Annotated in this window: 15 protein-coding genes; 7 read left to right on the top strand and 8 right to left on the bottom strand. The window is 45.6% G+C overall.

The annotated features are described in order from the left end of the window. Nucleotides 1-443, top strand: a 443-nt coding sequence (gene slmA / locus AND4_RS10560) for a nucleoid occlusion factor SlmA (RefSeq protein ID WP_009842956.1), incomplete at its 5' end; no start/stop codon positions are given. A gap of 5 nt (nt 444-448) precedes the next feature. Beyond that, complete coding sequence (locus tag AND4_RS10555; protein WP_009842955.1) at nt 449-1,399, top strand: Kdo(2)-lipid IV(A) acyltransferase; 951 nt, start codon at nt 449-451, stop codon at nt 1,397-1,399. A gap of 62 nt (nt 1,400-1,461) precedes the next feature. On the opposite strand, the gene pyrE is transcribed toward AND4_RS10555, so the two are convergent. Together pyrE and rph are read right to left on the bottom strand one after the other, a co-directional pair. Next, nucleotides 1,462-2,103, bottom strand: a complete 642-nt coding sequence (gene pyrE / locus AND4_RS10550; protein WP_009842954.1) for an orotate phosphoribosyltransferase — start codon at nt 2,101-2,103, stop codon at nt 1,462-1,464. 115 nt (nt 2,104-2,218) lie between these two features. Next, nucleotides 2,219-2,935, bottom strand: coding sequence for a ribonuclease PH (gene rph / locus AND4_RS10545; RefSeq protein WP_009842953.1), 717 nt, complete (start codon nt 2,933-2,935; stop codon nt 2,219-2,221). 174 nt (nt 2,936-3,109) lie between these two features. On the opposite strand from rph, the gene AND4_RS10540 reads away from it, so the two are divergent. After that, nucleotides 3,110-3,976 carry a YicC/YloC family endoribonuclease gene (locus AND4_RS10540; protein WP_009842952.1) on the top strand — a complete coding sequence of 289 codons (867 nt, stop codon included), beginning with the start codon at nt 3,110-3,112 and terminating at the stop codon, nt 3,974-3,976. Nucleotides 3,977-4,426: 450 nt separating this feature from the next. Here the strand turns inward: AND4_RS10540 and AND4_RS10535 are convergent, their stop codons facing one another. The 6 genes from AND4_RS10535 to AND4_RS10510 all read right to left on the bottom strand — a co-directional run bounded on the left by AND4_RS10535 (nt 4,427) and on the right by AND4_RS10510 (nt 10,699). Further along, on the bottom strand, nt 4,427-4,852 hold the full coding sequence (locus tag AND4_RS10535; protein ID WP_009842951.1) for a phosphate-starvation-inducible PsiE family protein: 426 nt from the start codon (nt 4,850-4,852) through the stop codon (nt 4,427-4,429). A 169-nt stretch (nt 4,853-5,021) separates the two neighbouring features. Continuing rightward, entirely contained in the window at nt 5,022-5,861 is an 840-nt protein-coding gene (locus AND4_RS10530; protein ID WP_009842950.1) for an ABC transporter ATP-binding protein, read from the bottom strand. 36 nt (nt 5,862-5,897) lie between these two features. Further along, nucleotides 5,898-6,755, bottom strand: coding sequence for an ABC transporter ATP-binding protein (locus AND4_RS10525; RefSeq protein ID WP_009842949.1), 858 nt, complete (start codon nt 6,753-6,755; stop codon nt 5,898-5,900). Between the two features lie 9 nt (nt 6,756-6,764). Then, nucleotides 6,765-8,591: an extracellular solute-binding protein gene (locus tag AND4_RS10520; protein WP_009842948.1), complete on the bottom strand. Its 1,827-nt coding sequence runs from the start codon at nt 8,589-8,591 to the stop codon at nt 6,765-6,767. Nucleotides 8,592-8,628: 37 nt separating this feature from the next. Next, nucleotides 8,629-9,672 (bottom strand): ABC transporter permease subunit, encoded by a 1,044-nt coding sequence (locus AND4_RS10515; protein ID WP_009842947.1) that lies wholly within the window; start codon nt 9,670-9,672, stop codon nt 8,629-8,631. A gap of 1 nt (nt 9,673) precedes the next feature. After that, a complete protein-coding gene (locus tag AND4_RS10510; protein WP_009842946.1) occupies nt 9,674-10,699 on the bottom strand; it encodes an ABC transporter permease subunit in 1,026 nt (341 codons plus the stop codon). Between the two features lie 817 nt (nt 10,700-11,516). Between AND4_RS10510 and AND4_RS10505 the strand changes: the two genes are divergently transcribed. The 4 genes from AND4_RS10505 (at nt 11,517) to AND4_RS10490 (ending at nt 16,897) form a co-directional block, all read left to right on the top strand. Further along, nucleotides 11,517-14,153 carry a TonB-dependent receptor gene (locus AND4_RS10505; protein ID WP_009842945.1) on the top strand — a complete coding sequence of 879 codons (2,637 nt, stop codon included), beginning with the start codon at nt 11,517-11,519 and terminating at the stop codon, nt 14,151-14,153. A 77-nt stretch (nt 14,154-14,230) separates the two neighbouring features. Then, entirely contained in the window at nt 14,231-14,995 is a 765-nt protein-coding gene (locus tag AND4_RS10500; RefSeq protein WP_009842944.1) for a DUF3450 domain-containing protein, read from the top strand. 3 nt (nt 14,996-14,998) lie between these two features. After that, nucleotides 14,999-16,360 carry a MotA/TolQ/ExbB proton channel family protein gene (locus tag AND4_RS10495; RefSeq protein ID WP_009842943.1) on the top strand — a complete coding sequence of 454 codons (1,362 nt, stop codon included), beginning with the start codon at nt 14,999-15,001 and terminating at the stop codon, nt 16,358-16,360. A 9-nt stretch (nt 16,361-16,369) separates the two neighbouring features. Beyond that, a complete protein-coding gene (locus AND4_RS10490) occupies nt 16,370-16,897 on the top strand; it encodes a MotA/TolQ/ExbB proton channel family protein (RefSeq protein ID WP_009842942.1) in 528 nt (175 codons plus the stop codon). The last annotated feature ends 25 nt before the right edge of the window (nt 16,898-16,922 follow it).

The following is a 16,922-nucleotide window of genomic DNA, read 5'->3' as shown; positions in this document are numbered from 1 at the left end:
TTCCGAGTAAAGCTCGCATGTTTGAGGGCTTAATTGAGTTCATCGAAGAAGCACTCATGACACGCATCAACCGTATTTTGGATGATGAGAAAGACACACTAGAGCGCATTCGTCTGGTCATGCACCTTATTTTGGCATTTTCAGAACGTAACCCAGGTTTGACACGCATTCTTTCTGGTCATGCTCTCATGTTTGAAAATGAGCGCCTACGCGATCGCATCAACCAACTGTTTGAGCGTATCGAAACACAACTTCGTCAGATCCTACGTGAACGTAAGATCCGTGAAGGCAAATCGTTCCCAGTTGAAGAACGTATTTTAGCCGCTCAAATCCTAGGACAAGTTGAAGGTAGTTTGAACCGCTTTGTTCGCAGTGACTTCAAATACCAACCTACCGCAAACTTTGACGAGTACTGGGCACTTCTTAGCGCACAAATTAAGTAGAGATTATGAGTAAAGACAAATTCACTAAGCCCGAGTTTTCTCTTTCCCTTCTCCACCCTCGTAACTGGGGAGTTTGGCTCGGTTTTGGCTTGTTGGCCGTTGTGGTCAATATCCTTCCATACCGCATGCTACTATCACTAGGGCGCACACTTGGCCGTATCGGCATGCGCTATGGCAAAAAGCGTGTGCATGTGGCAACGCGCAATCTAGAACTGGCTTTCCCAGATAAAACGTCTGCAGAAATCCAAGATATAGTTAAAGAGAACTTCAACAATACCGGTATAGCGTTGATCGAAACTGGCATCACTTGGTTTTGGCCCACTTGGCGCTTCAAAACGCTGATCACCGAAAAAGACCTAGGCGCCCTGCGAGAAAAAAATGCAGAGGGTAAAGGTGTACTGCTGTGCTGCGTGCACGCCCTGAACCTTGAAATTACTGCACGCGCTTTTGCGGTACTTGGTGTTGCCGGTTACGGCGCTTTTCGCCCACACGACAACCCAGCATACAACTTCATTCAGTACTGGGGCCGTACCCATAACGGCAATGAACTGATTGACCGAAAAGACGTTAAGCAGATGATTCGTGTTCTTCGCCGCGGTGAGCGTTTGTTCTACTTACCGGACCACGATTACGGGCGCAACAAATCGGTATTCGTGCCTTTCTTTGCGGTCGAAGACGCTTGCACGACAACGGGCACCAGCATTCTGGCTTACACGTCTAAGTGCGCGATCATTCCGGGCTCAGGCTTCCGCAATCAAGATGGTAAATATGAGATCATTGCCGATAAGTGCATTGAAGCTGACTATCCCCAACAAGATGAAGTCGCAGCAGCAGCTTACATGAATACCTTTGTGGAAGAGGTGATTCTACGCGCGCCAGAGCAATGGATGTGGCTGCACAAACGCTACAAAACCATGGCGGATGAGACTGAGCCAAAAGGGATCAGGTATCAATAAAGAGCTAGCTTCACAGAAGGTCCTAGGGTTCTAGGACCTTTTCTAAACCTAAGACCTCTCTTTTAAATCCCAAACTCAGCACGGTACGCTTTCACCGCTGCTAGTTGCTCGGCATTGTCGCCTTTCTCTTCTAAGAAAGTAATAAGGTCTGTCAGGCTCACGATAGAAATCACCGCACAGCCAAAATCACGTTCGACTTCTTGAATCGCAGACAACTCACCTTTGCCTTTTTCTTGGCGGTCAATCGCCACCAACACACCAGCGAGGTCTGCACCGTTTGCTTGGATGATTTCCATCGATTCACGAATGGCCGTGCCCGCTGTGATAACGTCATCCACAAGCATGATACGCCCCTCAAGCGCAGCCCCCACCAGATTACCACCCTCGCCGTGGTTTTTCGCTTCTTTGCGGTTGAAGCAGTAAGGCGTATCGATATCGTGATGATCCGCTAGCGCGACCGCGGTTGTTGTCGCAATAGGGATGCCTTTGTATGCTGGGCCAAACAATAGATCAAATTCGATGCCTGAATCGGCAAGTGCTGCGGCGTAAAAACGGCCAAGACGTGCTAGGTCACGACCTGTATTGAAAAGACCAGCGTTAAAGAAGTACGGGCTTTTACGGCCAGATTTCAAAGTAAACTCACCAAACTTAAGAACGTCTTTCTCAAGTGCAAACTCAATAAATTCACGCTGGTATGCTTTCATTATTTCCTCTCAACTTTTACTGTGTAAATATCTATTAGTATTCTGCTTCCTAGGTTCCAGGTCCTAGCAATAGGTAAAAAAATAGCTTCCTTAGTGGGAAGCTATTTAAAAATCATTAATTTTCTAACGCCGCCTTCTGCGCTGCGACAATTTCCGTAATGCCGATTTTCGCCGACTCTAACAATGCCATCAGCTGCTCGTGACTGAACGGTTCACCTTCTGCGGTGCCCTGAATTTCAATCATCTTGCCTTCTTCTGTCATGACCACGTTCATGTCTGTGTCTGCCGCAGAATCTTCAACGTACTCAAGATCACACAAAACATCCTCCCCTAACAAACCAACTGAAACTGCCGCAACATGGCCTTTCATTGGGTTTGCTTTTAGCTTACCGCTATCGACTAGGTGTTGGAACGCATCCGCCATCGCAACGCTCGCACCGCTGATAGAAGCAGTACGAGTACCACCATCCGCTTGGATCACATCACAGTCCACAGTAACCATGAACTCACCCATCGCTTTAAGATCAACCACAGCGCGCAGGCTACGTGCGATCAAACGTTGGATTTCCATCGTGCGACCACCTTGCTTACCGCTCGCGGCTTCCCGGCGAGTACGCGAGTGAGTTGCACGAGGTAGCATGCCATATTCAGCCGTTACCCAGCCTTTACCTTGACCTTTTAGCCAACGAGGCACAGATTCTTCAACGGTCGCATTACACAACACTTTGGTGTTACCAAATTCAACTAACACTGAGCCTTCAGCATAAGCGGTGTAGTTACGAGTAATTTTGATTGGGCGAACTTGGTCCGCCTTGCGATCGTTTGGACGCATGGGCATCTACCTTAGGTAATGAGGAGAAGACGATTTGATTGGGCGAAGATTATAACGGAATCGATTAAATAAAGCTATCTGGACAACCTCGACTCACAATTACACAGCCACTAAAGGTTGGCTGTGTTAGTATTGCGGGGTAATTTTCAGCAAATTAGAAGACAGGAAAATTCAATGATTTACAGCATGACAGCGTACGCACGCAAAGAAGTAAAAGGCGATTGGGGTAGCGCAGTGTGGGAAATCCGCAGTGTAAACCAACGCTACCTAGAAACCTATTTCCGTATGCCTGAACAGTTCCGTGGTTTGGAGCCTATCCTACGTGAACGTTTCCGTAAGCGTCTAGCGCGCGGTAAGGTTGAATGTAACCTACGCTTTGAGGCAAACCCTGCTGCCAAGGGCGAACTCAGCATTAATGAAGATTTGGCTCAGCAAGTCATTAATGCTGCCAACCAAGTCATGACGATGACAGGTGAAGACAGCCGACTAAACCCATTCCAAGTAATGAATTGGCCTGGCGTGATGGAAACCCCCGAGCAAGACATGGATGCCATCAATAAAGATCTACTAGAAGCGTTTAACGATGCAATCGCAGAGTTCATTGATGCCCGCGCTCGTGAAGGTGAAAACATGAAGGCGCTCATCGTACAGCGCTTGGATGCCATCACGGAAGAAGTTGTGAAAGTTCGTGCACGTATGCCCGAAATCTTAGAGTGGCAACGCGAACGTCTGTTCTCGAAGTTTGAAGATGCGAAAGTGGAATTAGACCCATCTCGTGTTGAACAAGAGTTGATCCTTCTGGCACAAAAATCAGACGTAGCAGAAGAACTAGACCGTCTTGACTCTCACGTGAAAGAGGCAAATGCAGTACTGAAGAAAGGTGGCGCTTGTGGCCGTAAACTAGATTTCATGATGCAGGAGTTCAACCGTGAGTCGAACACGCTAGCGTCAAAATCGATCAGCACGGACATCACCGCCTCTGGTGTTGAACTAAAAGTTTTGATTGAGCAAATGCGCGAGCAGATCCAGAATATCGAATAACAGACCTTTCGATTTATCTTCTAAAGCCCTGCATTACAGGGCTTTTTTAATGATCTTTAGTCTGTGTTAGGCATTGATATTCAACGCTCAAACATAAAAAGTTCCTGATATCACCCTAGCAATACAACACTCGGATAGTAGATTCTGAATCTGACTCGTTCCTCGTCGTTCAGAATGACGCAGCATACCCAAGTAACCTCGAGATGCTTGATTCAGCGAGGATGACTTGGTTTGTAGACGCAGCGGCGATTTAAAGGACTAGCGAGCCCAAGAATCTACAACCAGCACACTAGAAAGTAAAAAAGCTTATCCGTATCCATCCTCTTTATAGACAAACGCCCTAAGCCGACTAGGCCTAGGGCGGTAAAAATGTCAAAGTCCCGATACCCTGTTAATCGCAGGGCTGCTCCGCTTAAATGAACGACATTGCGCACAGGGTGAAGCTTTATATTATTCGTCTTTTTCGGCAGTTTTATTATCGATATACGGCCAATAGTGATGACCAACTCGAATAACCAAGGTTGCTGCCGCCAGAATAAATGCCGCCAAAGACAGCCACACGATCATCACTGAGTCGAGTTCTTTCATACCAAGGGTGATGTAGCGGGCAATGGCCATCATGGCAATGTAGATAGGGTATCGAACCGGTATCTTACCATTCATCACAAACTGCCCTACCATAGCGAGCACTTCCAAATAGATGAACATTAATAGGATGTCATCGAGCGCGACCCGCTTTTGTGCATAAATGTGAGTAAACTCTTCCACCGTCGCCCACACCGTCGCTAAAGTAATGGCGACCAACAGCATGGCTTCAAGCAGATGAAAGATTTTCAGAAATGGGCGGCTGAATGATTTAGGTAAATGCGACGGCATGGTCAACTATCCAAACAAATCAAAGGAATAAGCCAGCAGTGTAACACGCTCAATTAAAGAAGCTGAAGGCTCATCCTCCCTCCTGCTATAAAAATAAGCTCACAACAAAAAACGCCCCGACAAATTGGAGCGTTTTCTTGATGATAATTTTACTCGACAGATGGCGGCATTACGCCACTTGCTGCTTTTTTTCTGCTGAGCGCTTTTTCTTACGGTACTTCGGATGGGTAATTGGGATCGCGGATAATAGTGTCTTGGTGTAGTCATTTTGTGGATTGGCGTAGATTTCTTTCGCATCACCCGCTTCCACCACTTTACCAAAATACATCACCGCCACTTTATCGGACACATGCTTCACTACAGATAAATCATGGGAAATAAAGATAATCGCTAGGTTCATCTCTTGCTGTAGTTGCAGCAGCAAGTTGAGAATTTGCGCCTGAACCGATACGTCCAATGCTGACACAGACTCATCACAAATCAGCAACTTAGGCTTAAGCGCTATCGCACGAGCAATGCCAATACGCTGGCGCTGACCACCAGAGAACTCATGTGGGTAACGGTTCACCGCCGTTTCCGGCAAGCCGACTTTTACCAATAGCTCTTTCGCCCATTGTTTACGCTCAGCTGAAGTACCTATGTTGTGAATCACATACGGCTCTTCGAGAATCATGCCTATGGTATGGCGTTGGTTAAGTGACTCCATCGGATCTTGAAAGACAATTTGCATGTCTTTACGTAACGAGCGCATTTCTTTGACAGAAAACCTGGTGATGTCTTTACCTTCAAAGAAAATCTTGCCATCCGTAGGCTCATACAACTTGAGAATCGTGCGGCCAAGGGTACTCTTACCACAACCAGACTCACCAACTAGACCAAGGGTCTCACCCTCGCCTACTGACAGCGATACACCATCCACCGCTTTGATGGTGTAGCCTTTCTTAAACAGTCCTTTACCAGATACAAAGTGCTGCTTAAGATTTTCAATTCTTAATACTTCTTTGGCCATAACATCCTCTTTTATGACTTGTTCACTTTGCACCAGTTAGCTAGCAAACATACTGGCATCGATCGGCTTAATGTCGATCATCTGCTTGGGCTCATTATCTAAGCTTGGCATCAACCCCATCAAACGCTTTGTGTATGGATGTTGTGGGTTATCGAACAACTCGAAAATCTCCGCCTTTTCAACAATACGACCACCATACATCACTGCTACGTCATCACACACCTCTGCAACCACGCCAAGATCGTGGGTAATAAAGATCATCGCCATGCCTGTTTCTTCTTGCAGTTCATTCATTAATTCAAGAATAGACGCCTGAACCGTTACATCCAGTGCCGTCGTTGGCTCATCACAAATCAAAATGTCGGGCTTACACGCCAGCGCCATGGCGATCATCACTCGTTGACGCATACCGCCAGATAGATTGTGCGGGTACTCATTCAAGCGTTTCTCCGGCATCGGAATTTTCACCTTTGCCAACATTTCAATGGCGTAAGCCGCACGCGCTTTCTTGTTTAACTCAGGGCGGTGTAGCTCTAACACCTCACATAGCTGACGACCAATTGAGTGCACTGGGTTCAGTGCCGTCATTGGATCCTGAAAAATGATTGAAATGCGATCACCACGCATGGCATACATTTGCTCTGCAGGCAGTGTCACCAAGTTCGTCCCGCGATAATCAACCTCACCATTGACAATATTACCGTATGGTTTTGGTAGCAGCCCCATAATGGACATGGACGTCACACTCTTACCACTGCCCGATTCGCCAACAAGGCCAAGGGTACGCCCAGCGCGAACATCAAAGTTCACGCCATGCAGTACTTTCACTGGGCCGTCATCAGTAGTGAATTCAACTTCTAGGTCTTTAACACTCAGGATTACATCGTTTTCCATAACACATCCTTACAGCTTATACGTGTCATCAACGACAACAACCGGTTCAAAGGTTTTACCCGACTTCATCGCCTTTTGGGTTTGTTTCTTAGCGTCCTTATCAATCCAGTACGTACCATCACCAATAATGCCACCACTGAACAACGCTTCTGTCATTCGGTTCATTGGCTTCTCTGGCAGTTTCAACCAACGCCAGTGACCGTAACGTACGTATGGCACCATGTAACCGGGAACAATCACGTGCGCATCAATGATGTCACGTTGGATTTCATGGCCCAATTGGATTTTCTTATCCATGTCCATAGTAAAACGGTAAGTAATGATCTTTTCATCCAACTCTGGCGTGCTGTAATTGGTGAATGAGTTGGTTTGCGGTTTATTGGCATTCACGGAATGGAAGTACTCCCAATAAGTTGGGATTTCCGACGTGCCCATATCAAAGAAAGCAAGTTGATGTTTTTTCTCGAGCGCATATTTGAACATCGACGAGCCATCGATCAGCTTAAGTTCAATGTCTAAACCAGCCAACTTGGCTTGTTCACGTAGAAATGCGATACGAGGAGTGTGCACTGGTGTCGAGTAGGTCAGCTCGAAGCTTAAGCGCTGGCCTTTGTCATTGACACGGATACCGTCCGAACCAATTTTATCAAAGCCCGCGGCAGCAAATGCTTGTGCCGCTTTTTCTGGGTCAAACTTTGGTGCTTTCGCATCTGGTAATGTGTATTTACCGTGACCATAGCCTGTTGGGTTGGGTTTGCGGCTGTAGTCACCACGCATGATGTTTTCGATCATGCCATCAAAATCGATCGCGTAAGTGATCCCCTTGCGGATGTTTAAGTCATCCAATAATGGCATTGCGGTGTTCATCCACACGCCACCTGCACCGACAGGGGGTTGGTTGTACCCCCAAAACTTCTCAATGTAGCCTTTTTGATAAGGTGCGGTATTGGACTTGTCATGCCATAAACTTGGTAGCACAAGGGCAAACGCATCTAAACTGCCCTTCTCAAAGTGCTTCTTGGCGATGTCGTTATCACGAATAACCGTGATGCGAATCTTGTCGACGTTATAGCGGTTCTCGTAGTACTTATTGGTGTAACCCCACCAGCCCTCACCGACGTGCTTAAAGGTAACACTTTTGCCTTTTTTGATATCGTCTAGGTAGTAAGCACTGGTCGTAGGCTCGCTCTTGAAGTTGTAATAGCGAACAAAGTTGTCGTGAATACCATCACCATTCTCATCTTTCTTTGGGTTCGCATAAAAATGAGCAGGGCGAGGACGCAGTGCCCCCATTCTTAACAACAGCTCTTCAGGGTTGAGTTGTTTTGCGGCCTTCACTGCGAACGTGTGATCATCAAACTTAATTACCTCGGCGACAGTTTTGTTGTAATAATCGTTATACCAAGGCTCAAGAATGTCTTTGGAACGGTAGAACTTAAGCATGAAAACAAAATCGTCTGCCGTGACGGGTTTACCATCAGACCATTTCGCTGCTGGGTTCAGTTTGAAATAAACCGTTTTGTTGTCACCTGCCAGTGCCCACTCATTGGCCAGCTCAGGGATAAATTCGAGGGTGTCTGGGTGGCGGACCACCAATCCCGGAGTATCGTCCAAGATGTAGCGGCGCAACCCAGCGTTTGCATCCGGGCCGACGCTACGAAGAGTCTGAGGAAAGCTCGACATGTAAGTACGGTAAGTCCCACCGCGCTTTGCTTCAGGCGAGCCATATTGCGGCTCATCCCAGTTTGTTTGCCAGTTTAAGTCAGTCGGTAGCGTTGCTGACATCGCACCAAAACTTAGGGTACTCAGCGTGGTCGCTAAAAATAATTTTTTCATAAAACTTCCCTTTTTATGTTTTGCTCACAACGCTTGATCAAACATAGCGTGTGAATTTTTTCGGGTCGAAAGCAGCTCGAATCGCTTCACCAATGAAGGTCACCATCACCAACACCAACACAATAGAAGTCACGACTGAAGAAACAATCCATGGCGAGTCTAGGTTTGACTTACCTTGCTGCAGCAGTTCACCCCAACTTGGTGTTGGCGGCATCAGACCTAGGCCTAGGTAATCTAGCGCGGTCAGTGCCGTGATGTTGGCGGCAATAGTAAATGGCGCAAGTGTTACGATCATCACCATGGTGTTCGGTAGGATATGGTTGAACAGAATACGACCTGTTGAGGCACCTAGCGCACGCGCCGCCATCACATATTCTCGAGCCGATTCTTTATAGGTCATGGTACGCATGTACCAAGTCATCCCCATCCAACCAAACAGAACGTTAATAGCAACAAACAAGGTGAAGGTAGGCTGCACTATGGATACCAAGATCATGATGACGTACAAAAACGGCACCATAGACCAAACTTCGATTAGACGTTGAACAAACAGGTCGAACTTACCACCCCAGAAACCCATCGCACAGCCAACGGCAGTACCAATTGCGTACGAGATCGCCATGGTTAATAGCGCAAACCCCATCGCAGTGCGAAAGCCGTACACCAATCGAGCCAAAATATCACGACCGATGACATCCGTGCCGAGATAATGTTTATGCTCAGCGTTTGGAGCTGTTGGTGGAAAATCACCACTAAAGTCTTGCTCATAAGGGTTCCAAGGAACAATCGGCAGAAGAACAAAGTTATCGCCGCCTTGTGCTTCAAATACTTTCTGCAACTCTCGGTAATCAGCTTCACTCGAAGACGCTTGGCCAAACTCACTACCTAAACGTACATCACTGACGACCGGGAAGTAATAGCTGCCGTCGTATTTAACGACCAAAGCCTTACTGTTGATCAACAGCTCAGCAAACAGAGAAAGGATCAACATGGTGGATAAGATCAAAAACGACCAGTAGCCACGTTTGATTTCTTTAAAGTGACGGATTTTCTTTTGAGTTAATGGGCTGACTTTAATCATATTACGCTCCAAACTTCACACGTGGATCGACTAAAGCAACACAGATATCGGAAACGATATTGCCGATAAGCAGTAATACCGCATTGATAGCCACAATGCCCATGACGACAGGGTAGTCACGTTCCATAATGGATTCATAGCCCAACAAACCAATACCATCGATATTGAAAATCACCTCGATAAGAAATGCCCCTGTCATAAAGAACAGCAGCGAATTACCAAAGTGAGAAGCGATTGGTATCAAACTATTGCGCAACGCGTGTTTACGAACCGCCTTCTTAAACGGTAAGCCTTTCGCAATCGCAGTACGAATGTAATCTGAGGATAAGTTTTCCATCAGATTGTTTTTCATCGTCATCGTTAACGTTGCAAAGTCACCTATCAAGTAACAGATAAGAGGCAGTACCGCATGCCACATGATGTCTTGAGCGCGTTCAAAAAAGGTTTCATAGTCATCAAAGTCATCCCCGACAAAGCCCCCCATTGGGAACCATTCTAGGTGATAACTGAACAAGGTAATCAGCAAAACACCAACCACGTAGCCAGGTAAAGCATAGCCAACGAAGATAAGAACAGAAGAAGTGGAGTCAAACACCGAGCCGTGCTTCAACGCTTTATAGTAGCCAAGAGGAATTGAGATAAAGTAACTAATAAAGAAGGTCATGCCGCCATAGAACAAAGACACAGGCAAACGCTCAGCAATCATGTCTGATACAGGCTCGTAGTATCGGGTGGATTCACCCAAGTCGAGTGTAACCAAGCGACTTAACCACTCAATATAGGCTTCTGTGACTGGTTTATCTAAGCCGTAGAACGCGTTGAGTTCTGCGATTTGTTCATCAGAGAGCGCAGTGTTACCACCAGCAGCAGTAATAGAGGCTGCACCATCACCTTGTGCTTGCATTTGTGACAACATGCGCTCTACAGGCCCACCAGGAACAAATCGAGTGATCGCGAAGATGAGAATGGTAATGCCAAGAAACGTTGGAACCACCAGCGCCAAGCGGCGTAAAAAGTACGACAGCATATACAACTTGCTCCTTGTCTACTGTCCATTATTAGGCGAGGTTGGAAAGGATAAACCCGACCTAAAATGGTGCTTTTTATCCTGTAGTAACTAAAACCGTTGAAACACTCTCCTTGAATTTCAAAAGCCAGTTTTTTCCACTACTGCAATAATTTCAGCGTCATATTTATCTTGAATCTGGATAAGCTTCAAGTGTTTGAATTCAAAACATGACAAACTTCTTTCGGTCTCGAAAAGTAGAAATATTTTTGTAAATAATTATAAAAAACCACGAATTCAATTCACACAGAATATCAATCTAGCCATACCTAAACCAAAAGTCTGTATAGAAATGCATATATGTGGAATAAATAGACACAATTATCTGACTTGGATTTACACCTAAAATACGAGTGAACCCTTTTACAACGCTGGGTCTCATATTCTGATACCCACCAAGAAAACCGACCCAATGCACTACACAGCCAACTAAGATCGAGCAGCAGCATAATTATCTACATATCAATAAAATTTCAGCACCAACCACCCACTTAAAAACCGTAAACCATATAAGTTATTAGACTTTATAAGAAACACAAAATGTGGCGTTTTTTCAAAATTAGATCTCGTTCTGGACGTTATCATTGGCAAATTATGCTGTTATTTATGCTAAATTTGAATTCTTACATCTTTTTTACATTTATTTATCTCTGTTTACTACTGGTTTGACTTCTTTTTTTCATCTCGGTTATACATATCCGGACGTTGACGAAATATTAACGTCACAATAGGTCGCTATGTGACCACAAGGGAAATAATAATAAATGGAGCAACAAGGATGTATAAAAACACAACCGCTTTATCTGTTGCGATCAGCCTTGCACTGGGAACGGCGACAGCAGTGATCCCACTAGCAACACAGGCAGAAGAGCAACAAGTTGAAAAACTACAAAAAATGAAAGTTACTGGTTCGCGCATTTCTCGCGTGGACATGGAAGGGTCAGAACCAGTTCAAGTATTAAGCTCAGAGTATATTGAAAATACCGGTCTAGTATCTATCGGCGATGTCCTAAACCAACTACCAGGTGTTGGTGGTACGGTTCAAAGTACATCAGTGAACAATGGTAGTAACGGTGCAGCGACCGTTAACTTACGGGGTTTATCACCAGAGCGTACACTAGTTCTTGTTAACGGTAGACGCATGGTGAATGGTGGCACTGGTGCAGATGCTTCAGTCGATTTGAACATGATTCCTACTGCAATGGTTGAACGCATTGAGGTATTAAAGAATGGAGCTTCCTCAGTATACGGCTCTGATGCTATTGCTGGCGTGGTAAACATTATCACGAAGCAAAATTACGAAGGCTTTGAAGTAAATGTAAAATCAGGTAGAACCTCAAAAAGCGATGGTGAAGTTACAGATATTAGTTTATTAGCAGGCTCTTCAAGTGACCGAGGCAACATCACGTTTTCAGCAGGTTACACTACAGAGAAAGAGATTAGTGCTGGTAGCAGAGGCTTCTCTAATACAGACATAATGCACGATGGAAGTGGAGGAAGTTACGTTGGAGGTAGTAGCGCTACACCTTGGGGCTACTATGATGGAAAAACATACGGGCCAGGAAATGGTGATACATTACGTGACTTTGTTGCACCTGACGACCTATATAATTACGCACCAGATAACTATCTGAAGCGCCCAGCTGAAAAAATGTACCTTGCTGCGCAAGGTGATTACCTCGTAACAGAAAACGATTACCTAGGCCCTGTTACTGCTAGTTTTGAAGCTCTCTACTCTAACTCGCAATCAGACTACCTTTTAGCTCCTGAGCCTATTTTTGGTTACTTTAATGGCTATGATCCAATTTCTAAAGATAACGAGTACAACACAACTGGTACTGATATCGTAGACTGGCGCAGACGGATGGTAGAAACAGAGGGGCGCAATCGCTACTTTGAGTCAGATACAGCACGTTTTGTCTTTGCACTAGATGGGGAGTTTTCGAATGGCTGGGTTTGGGATTCTAGTTTCAACTGGGGGAAAACAAAGTCGGTTCAAAGTGAAAATAACGTCTTCATGAAAGACCGTGTCAACAATGCAATCGGAGCATCTAAAGATGGTCAATGTCTAGACAGCGCAGGCCAAGTGATCGAAGGTTGTGTACCGATGAATCTGTTTGGTGGAGTAAGTCAAGCAGCTCTTGATTATGCAACTTTCACACGCCAAGACACAGGATATAATCAACAACAATCCATTGACTTTAACGTATCCGGAGATGTCTTCGAACACGAAATGGGAACCGTTGCATTTGCCGCTGGTTATCAAACACGCCGTGAAGAAGGTGAAAATACACCAGACGCGCTTGTAGTGTCAGGCAATGCAAGTGGCAATGCAGAGTCTGCAACCTCTGGTTCCTATACGGTAGATTCATTCTACGGAGAGTTACTGATACCAATCTTATCTGACGTAGCAATGGCAGATTATTTAGAAGCGAAAGTCTCAGCCCGTCACGATAAATATTCTTCTTTTGGTGGTGAGTCTACATTTGGTTACAGCTTCTTGTACCAACCTGTTGAAGACATCATGTTCCGAGGTTCATACAGCGATGTATTCCGAGCCCCATCTATTTCAGCGCTTTATGGAGGTGCAGTAGAGAGTTTTGATACTTTAACCGATCCAACAGGGCAAGATACTAGTGGACGCACACAGTTCCCAGTGTTCTATGGTTCGAATGATGAATTAAAGCCAGAAGAAGGTCACACTGCGTCATTAGGCTTTGTGTTCGCACCAAGCTTTGTTGAAGGAATGTCAGCTACTGTTGATTACTGGCAAATCGAACTAGAAAATCTCATTGATAGCGTTGATCCACAATTGATGCTTAATCAATGTAATACTGATGGAACTTACTGTGACAAAATCGTTCGAGATTCAAAAGGTAACATCAGCTCTATTGATGCACGTTTGACAAACCTAGGGAAACTAGAAACTAACGGTCTCGACTTTAATGTTCGCTACTTGAACGACTTCGACTTTGCAACGTTGATTGTCAATTGGGAAAACACATACACCTTTAAATACGACGTGACTCAGTCCGATGGCTCTATCGAAGAGTACAAGGGCAAGTTTATCAGTAGCCAAATTGGCAACTACTCTGCATATCGCTCAAACTTAAGTTTAGGCTTGGCAAAAGATTCTTGGAAAACTAATTGGAACGCGCGCTTAATTGATGGTGTTGAATACGAATTACCTGGTAGTAATGGCGAAATCTACAACTTCAATGTCCCAACCGTGGTTTACCATGATATCAGCGCAGCTTACATGTTTGACAACGACATTACCCTTTCTGGCGGTATCAATAACCTATTTGATAAAGAACCACCTCTGATTATGGACACTATCTCAGGTAATACAGATACCACTACTTATGATGTCGCTGGTCGTTACTTCTACGTAAACCTAAATGTTAAATACTAATTAACTAACTCTTTGCTGGCACAAAGTTTTGTGCCAGCCCTATTCGACTGACTTTATACACTGACAAGGATGCTACTATGACGTTAAAGGAATTTGGCGTAAGTGCAGTTACTGCCGCGATTTTATCGGTGAGTGGTGCAGCTATTGCTGCGGACTCAGGTACCGTTGTCGCTAACCAAGCAAAAACGACGAAGTCTTCTCAGGCTTCACAACAAAAAATCGACACCTATGCTGAAAGTGCTGAAAGCATGCTGGCTGAATACAAAGGCCTGTTGCGACAGATCGACAGCATGAAAGTCTACAACGAGCAAATCAATCGTATGGTTCAGTCGCAACAAGGCGAATTGGATTCACTGAACAGTCAGATTGCTCAAATCGATCAAACAGCGACCGAGGTTGTACCGCTAACACTCAAAATGATCGACGCCCTTGATGAGTTCGTTGTACTTGATCTTCCCTTCCAAAAAGAAGAGCGCACCAAGCGAGTCAATGAATTGCGTGACTTAATGGATCGTGCAGACGTAACGACATCAGAGAAATTCCGTAAAGTGATGGAAGCGTATCAAATTGAAGAAGGCTTCTCTCGCTCAATCGAATCTTACAAAGCTAGCCTAGAGCGTAACGGTGAGACCGTGACTTACGACTTCCTTCGTATTGGTCGTACCGCGCTTCTATTCCAATCGCCGGATGGTGGTGAGACGGGTATGTGGAATCAGCAAACCCATCAATGGGAATCATTACCAGAAAACTACCGTATCGCCGTACAGCAAGGCCTTCGCATCGCGAAGAAACAAGCGCCACCAGCGCTGATCAAACTGCCTGTATTTGCTGGGGAGGAATAAGAGATGAAAGGATTCAAAACTCTGGCCGCTGGCTTGCTAGCGAGCTTATTTATGATTTCTGGTGCGCAGGCTGAAGCACCAAAGAACCTATCTGAACTGCTGAAAAACGTAAAATCAGAGAGTATCGTCGAATCAAAACAGAACAAGGCTCGTGAAGCTGAGTTCAAAAACAACCGTGACCAACAAGCAGCTCTTCTTGAAAAAGCGCGTGCAGAATTGGCCGCACAGCAAGCCCTTGGTGATGAATTGAAGGCTACGTTTGATCAAAACGACAAACAACTGACCGACCTAACGGAAACACTGCGTGTTCGCTCAGGTACTTTAGGTGAGATGTTTGGTGTGGTTCGTCAATATGCAGGCGAATTTAAAGGCCTGTTTGCAGCTTCGCAAAACGCCGTTCTTTTCCCCGAGCGTGACGCACTGCTTTCTAAACTAGCAGAGAGCAAAGAGCTGCCATCCACGCAAGAGCTTGAAGCATTTTGGCACACGATCCTACAACAGGTGGTTGCATCAGGTGATACCACTACCGCACCAGCAACCGTTGTATACGGTGAAGGTAAAGAAGCAGTACGTGACGTCACTCTCGTCGGTGAGTTCAATGCAATCGCAGATAGCAAATACGTCACCTACGTCCCTCAAACTGGTAAGTTCGAGGAGCTATCTCGTCAACCAAGCAAAAACATCACTCGTTTAGTTGGCGGTTTTGAAGCCGCTGAGGGCACATATGAACCACTGTTTATTGACCCATCTCGCGGTGTCATTCTGTCTCTATTGGTACAAAGCCCAACCGTTCAGGAGCGCATTGACCAAGGTGGTATTGTTGGTTACGTCATCCTTGCTATGGGTGCCGTTGGCGCACTTATCGCTCTGGCTTGTTACCTACGCTTACTGGTTATCGGTGGCAAGATGCGTAAGCAAGCGCAATCGGACACGGTTATTCCTGGCAACCCGTTAGGTGAAGTTATCCAAGCTTACCAAGAGCACAAAGGTGACAACCTTGAAGACCTTGAAGCAAAACTGGACGAAATCATCCTACGTAACGCACCGAGCATCGAGCGCTTTATCGGCTCAATAAAACTGTTCGCCTCTGTTGCGCCACTACTAGGTCTACTGGGTACAGTGATGGGTATGATAGGAACGTTCCAAGCCATCACTCTATTTGGTACCGGCGATCCTAAGCTAATGGCTGGCGGTATTTCAGAAGCGCTTGTAACTACCATGCTTGGTCTGGTTGTCGCTATCCCTCTACTGTTCCTGTACACCATCGTACACAGTAAAGGTCGTCGTTTGGTTCAAACTCTTGAAGAACAGAGTGCAGGCTTCATCGCTCGCTATCAGGAAAAACTGCATAAAGCCGAAAGCTAAGGAGGCGTTATGTGGTGGTTAGTTGGAGAACTTGAATCAATCAGACGCTTCTTGGGAATGGGTGGTGATGTACTCGTCGCCATCTTCATCCTCAGCTTCATGTTATGGGCAGTATTGCTAGAACGTTGGTTTTACTTCGCTGCCGTCGCGCCAAAAGCAATGAAACAAGCCGTAAGCTTTTGGCAAGAGCGCTCAGAACATAAAAGCTGGAACGCTAAGATGATCCGACAAGAAATCGTTTCTCGTCAGGATATTGAGAATAAAAAGGGACTACCAATCGTTAAAGTACTGATTGCGCTTTGTCCCCTACTTGGTCTACTCGGCACCGTTGTCGGCATGATTCAAGTATTCGATATTTTAGCAGTGACAGGTACAGGAAGCCCTCGAGCAATGGCCTCGGGGATCTCAAAGGCAACAATCCCAACATTAGCGGGAATGGTGGCTTCACTATCAGGACTGTTCTTTAGTACTCGTCTTGATCATTTAGCCAAAGTCACCACGCAGAAGCTTGAAGACAAGCTAAAGCACGCTAGTTAATCAATGGGCATCGCCTGAGTAAATG

This window comes from Vibrio sp. AND4, assembly GCF_000171815.1.
In the GTDB taxonomy this organism is placed as follows: Bacteria; Pseudomonadota; Gammaproteobacteria; order Enterobacterales; family Vibrionaceae; genus Vibrio.
This window is presented reverse-complemented; position numbering and strand designations above follow the sequence as displayed.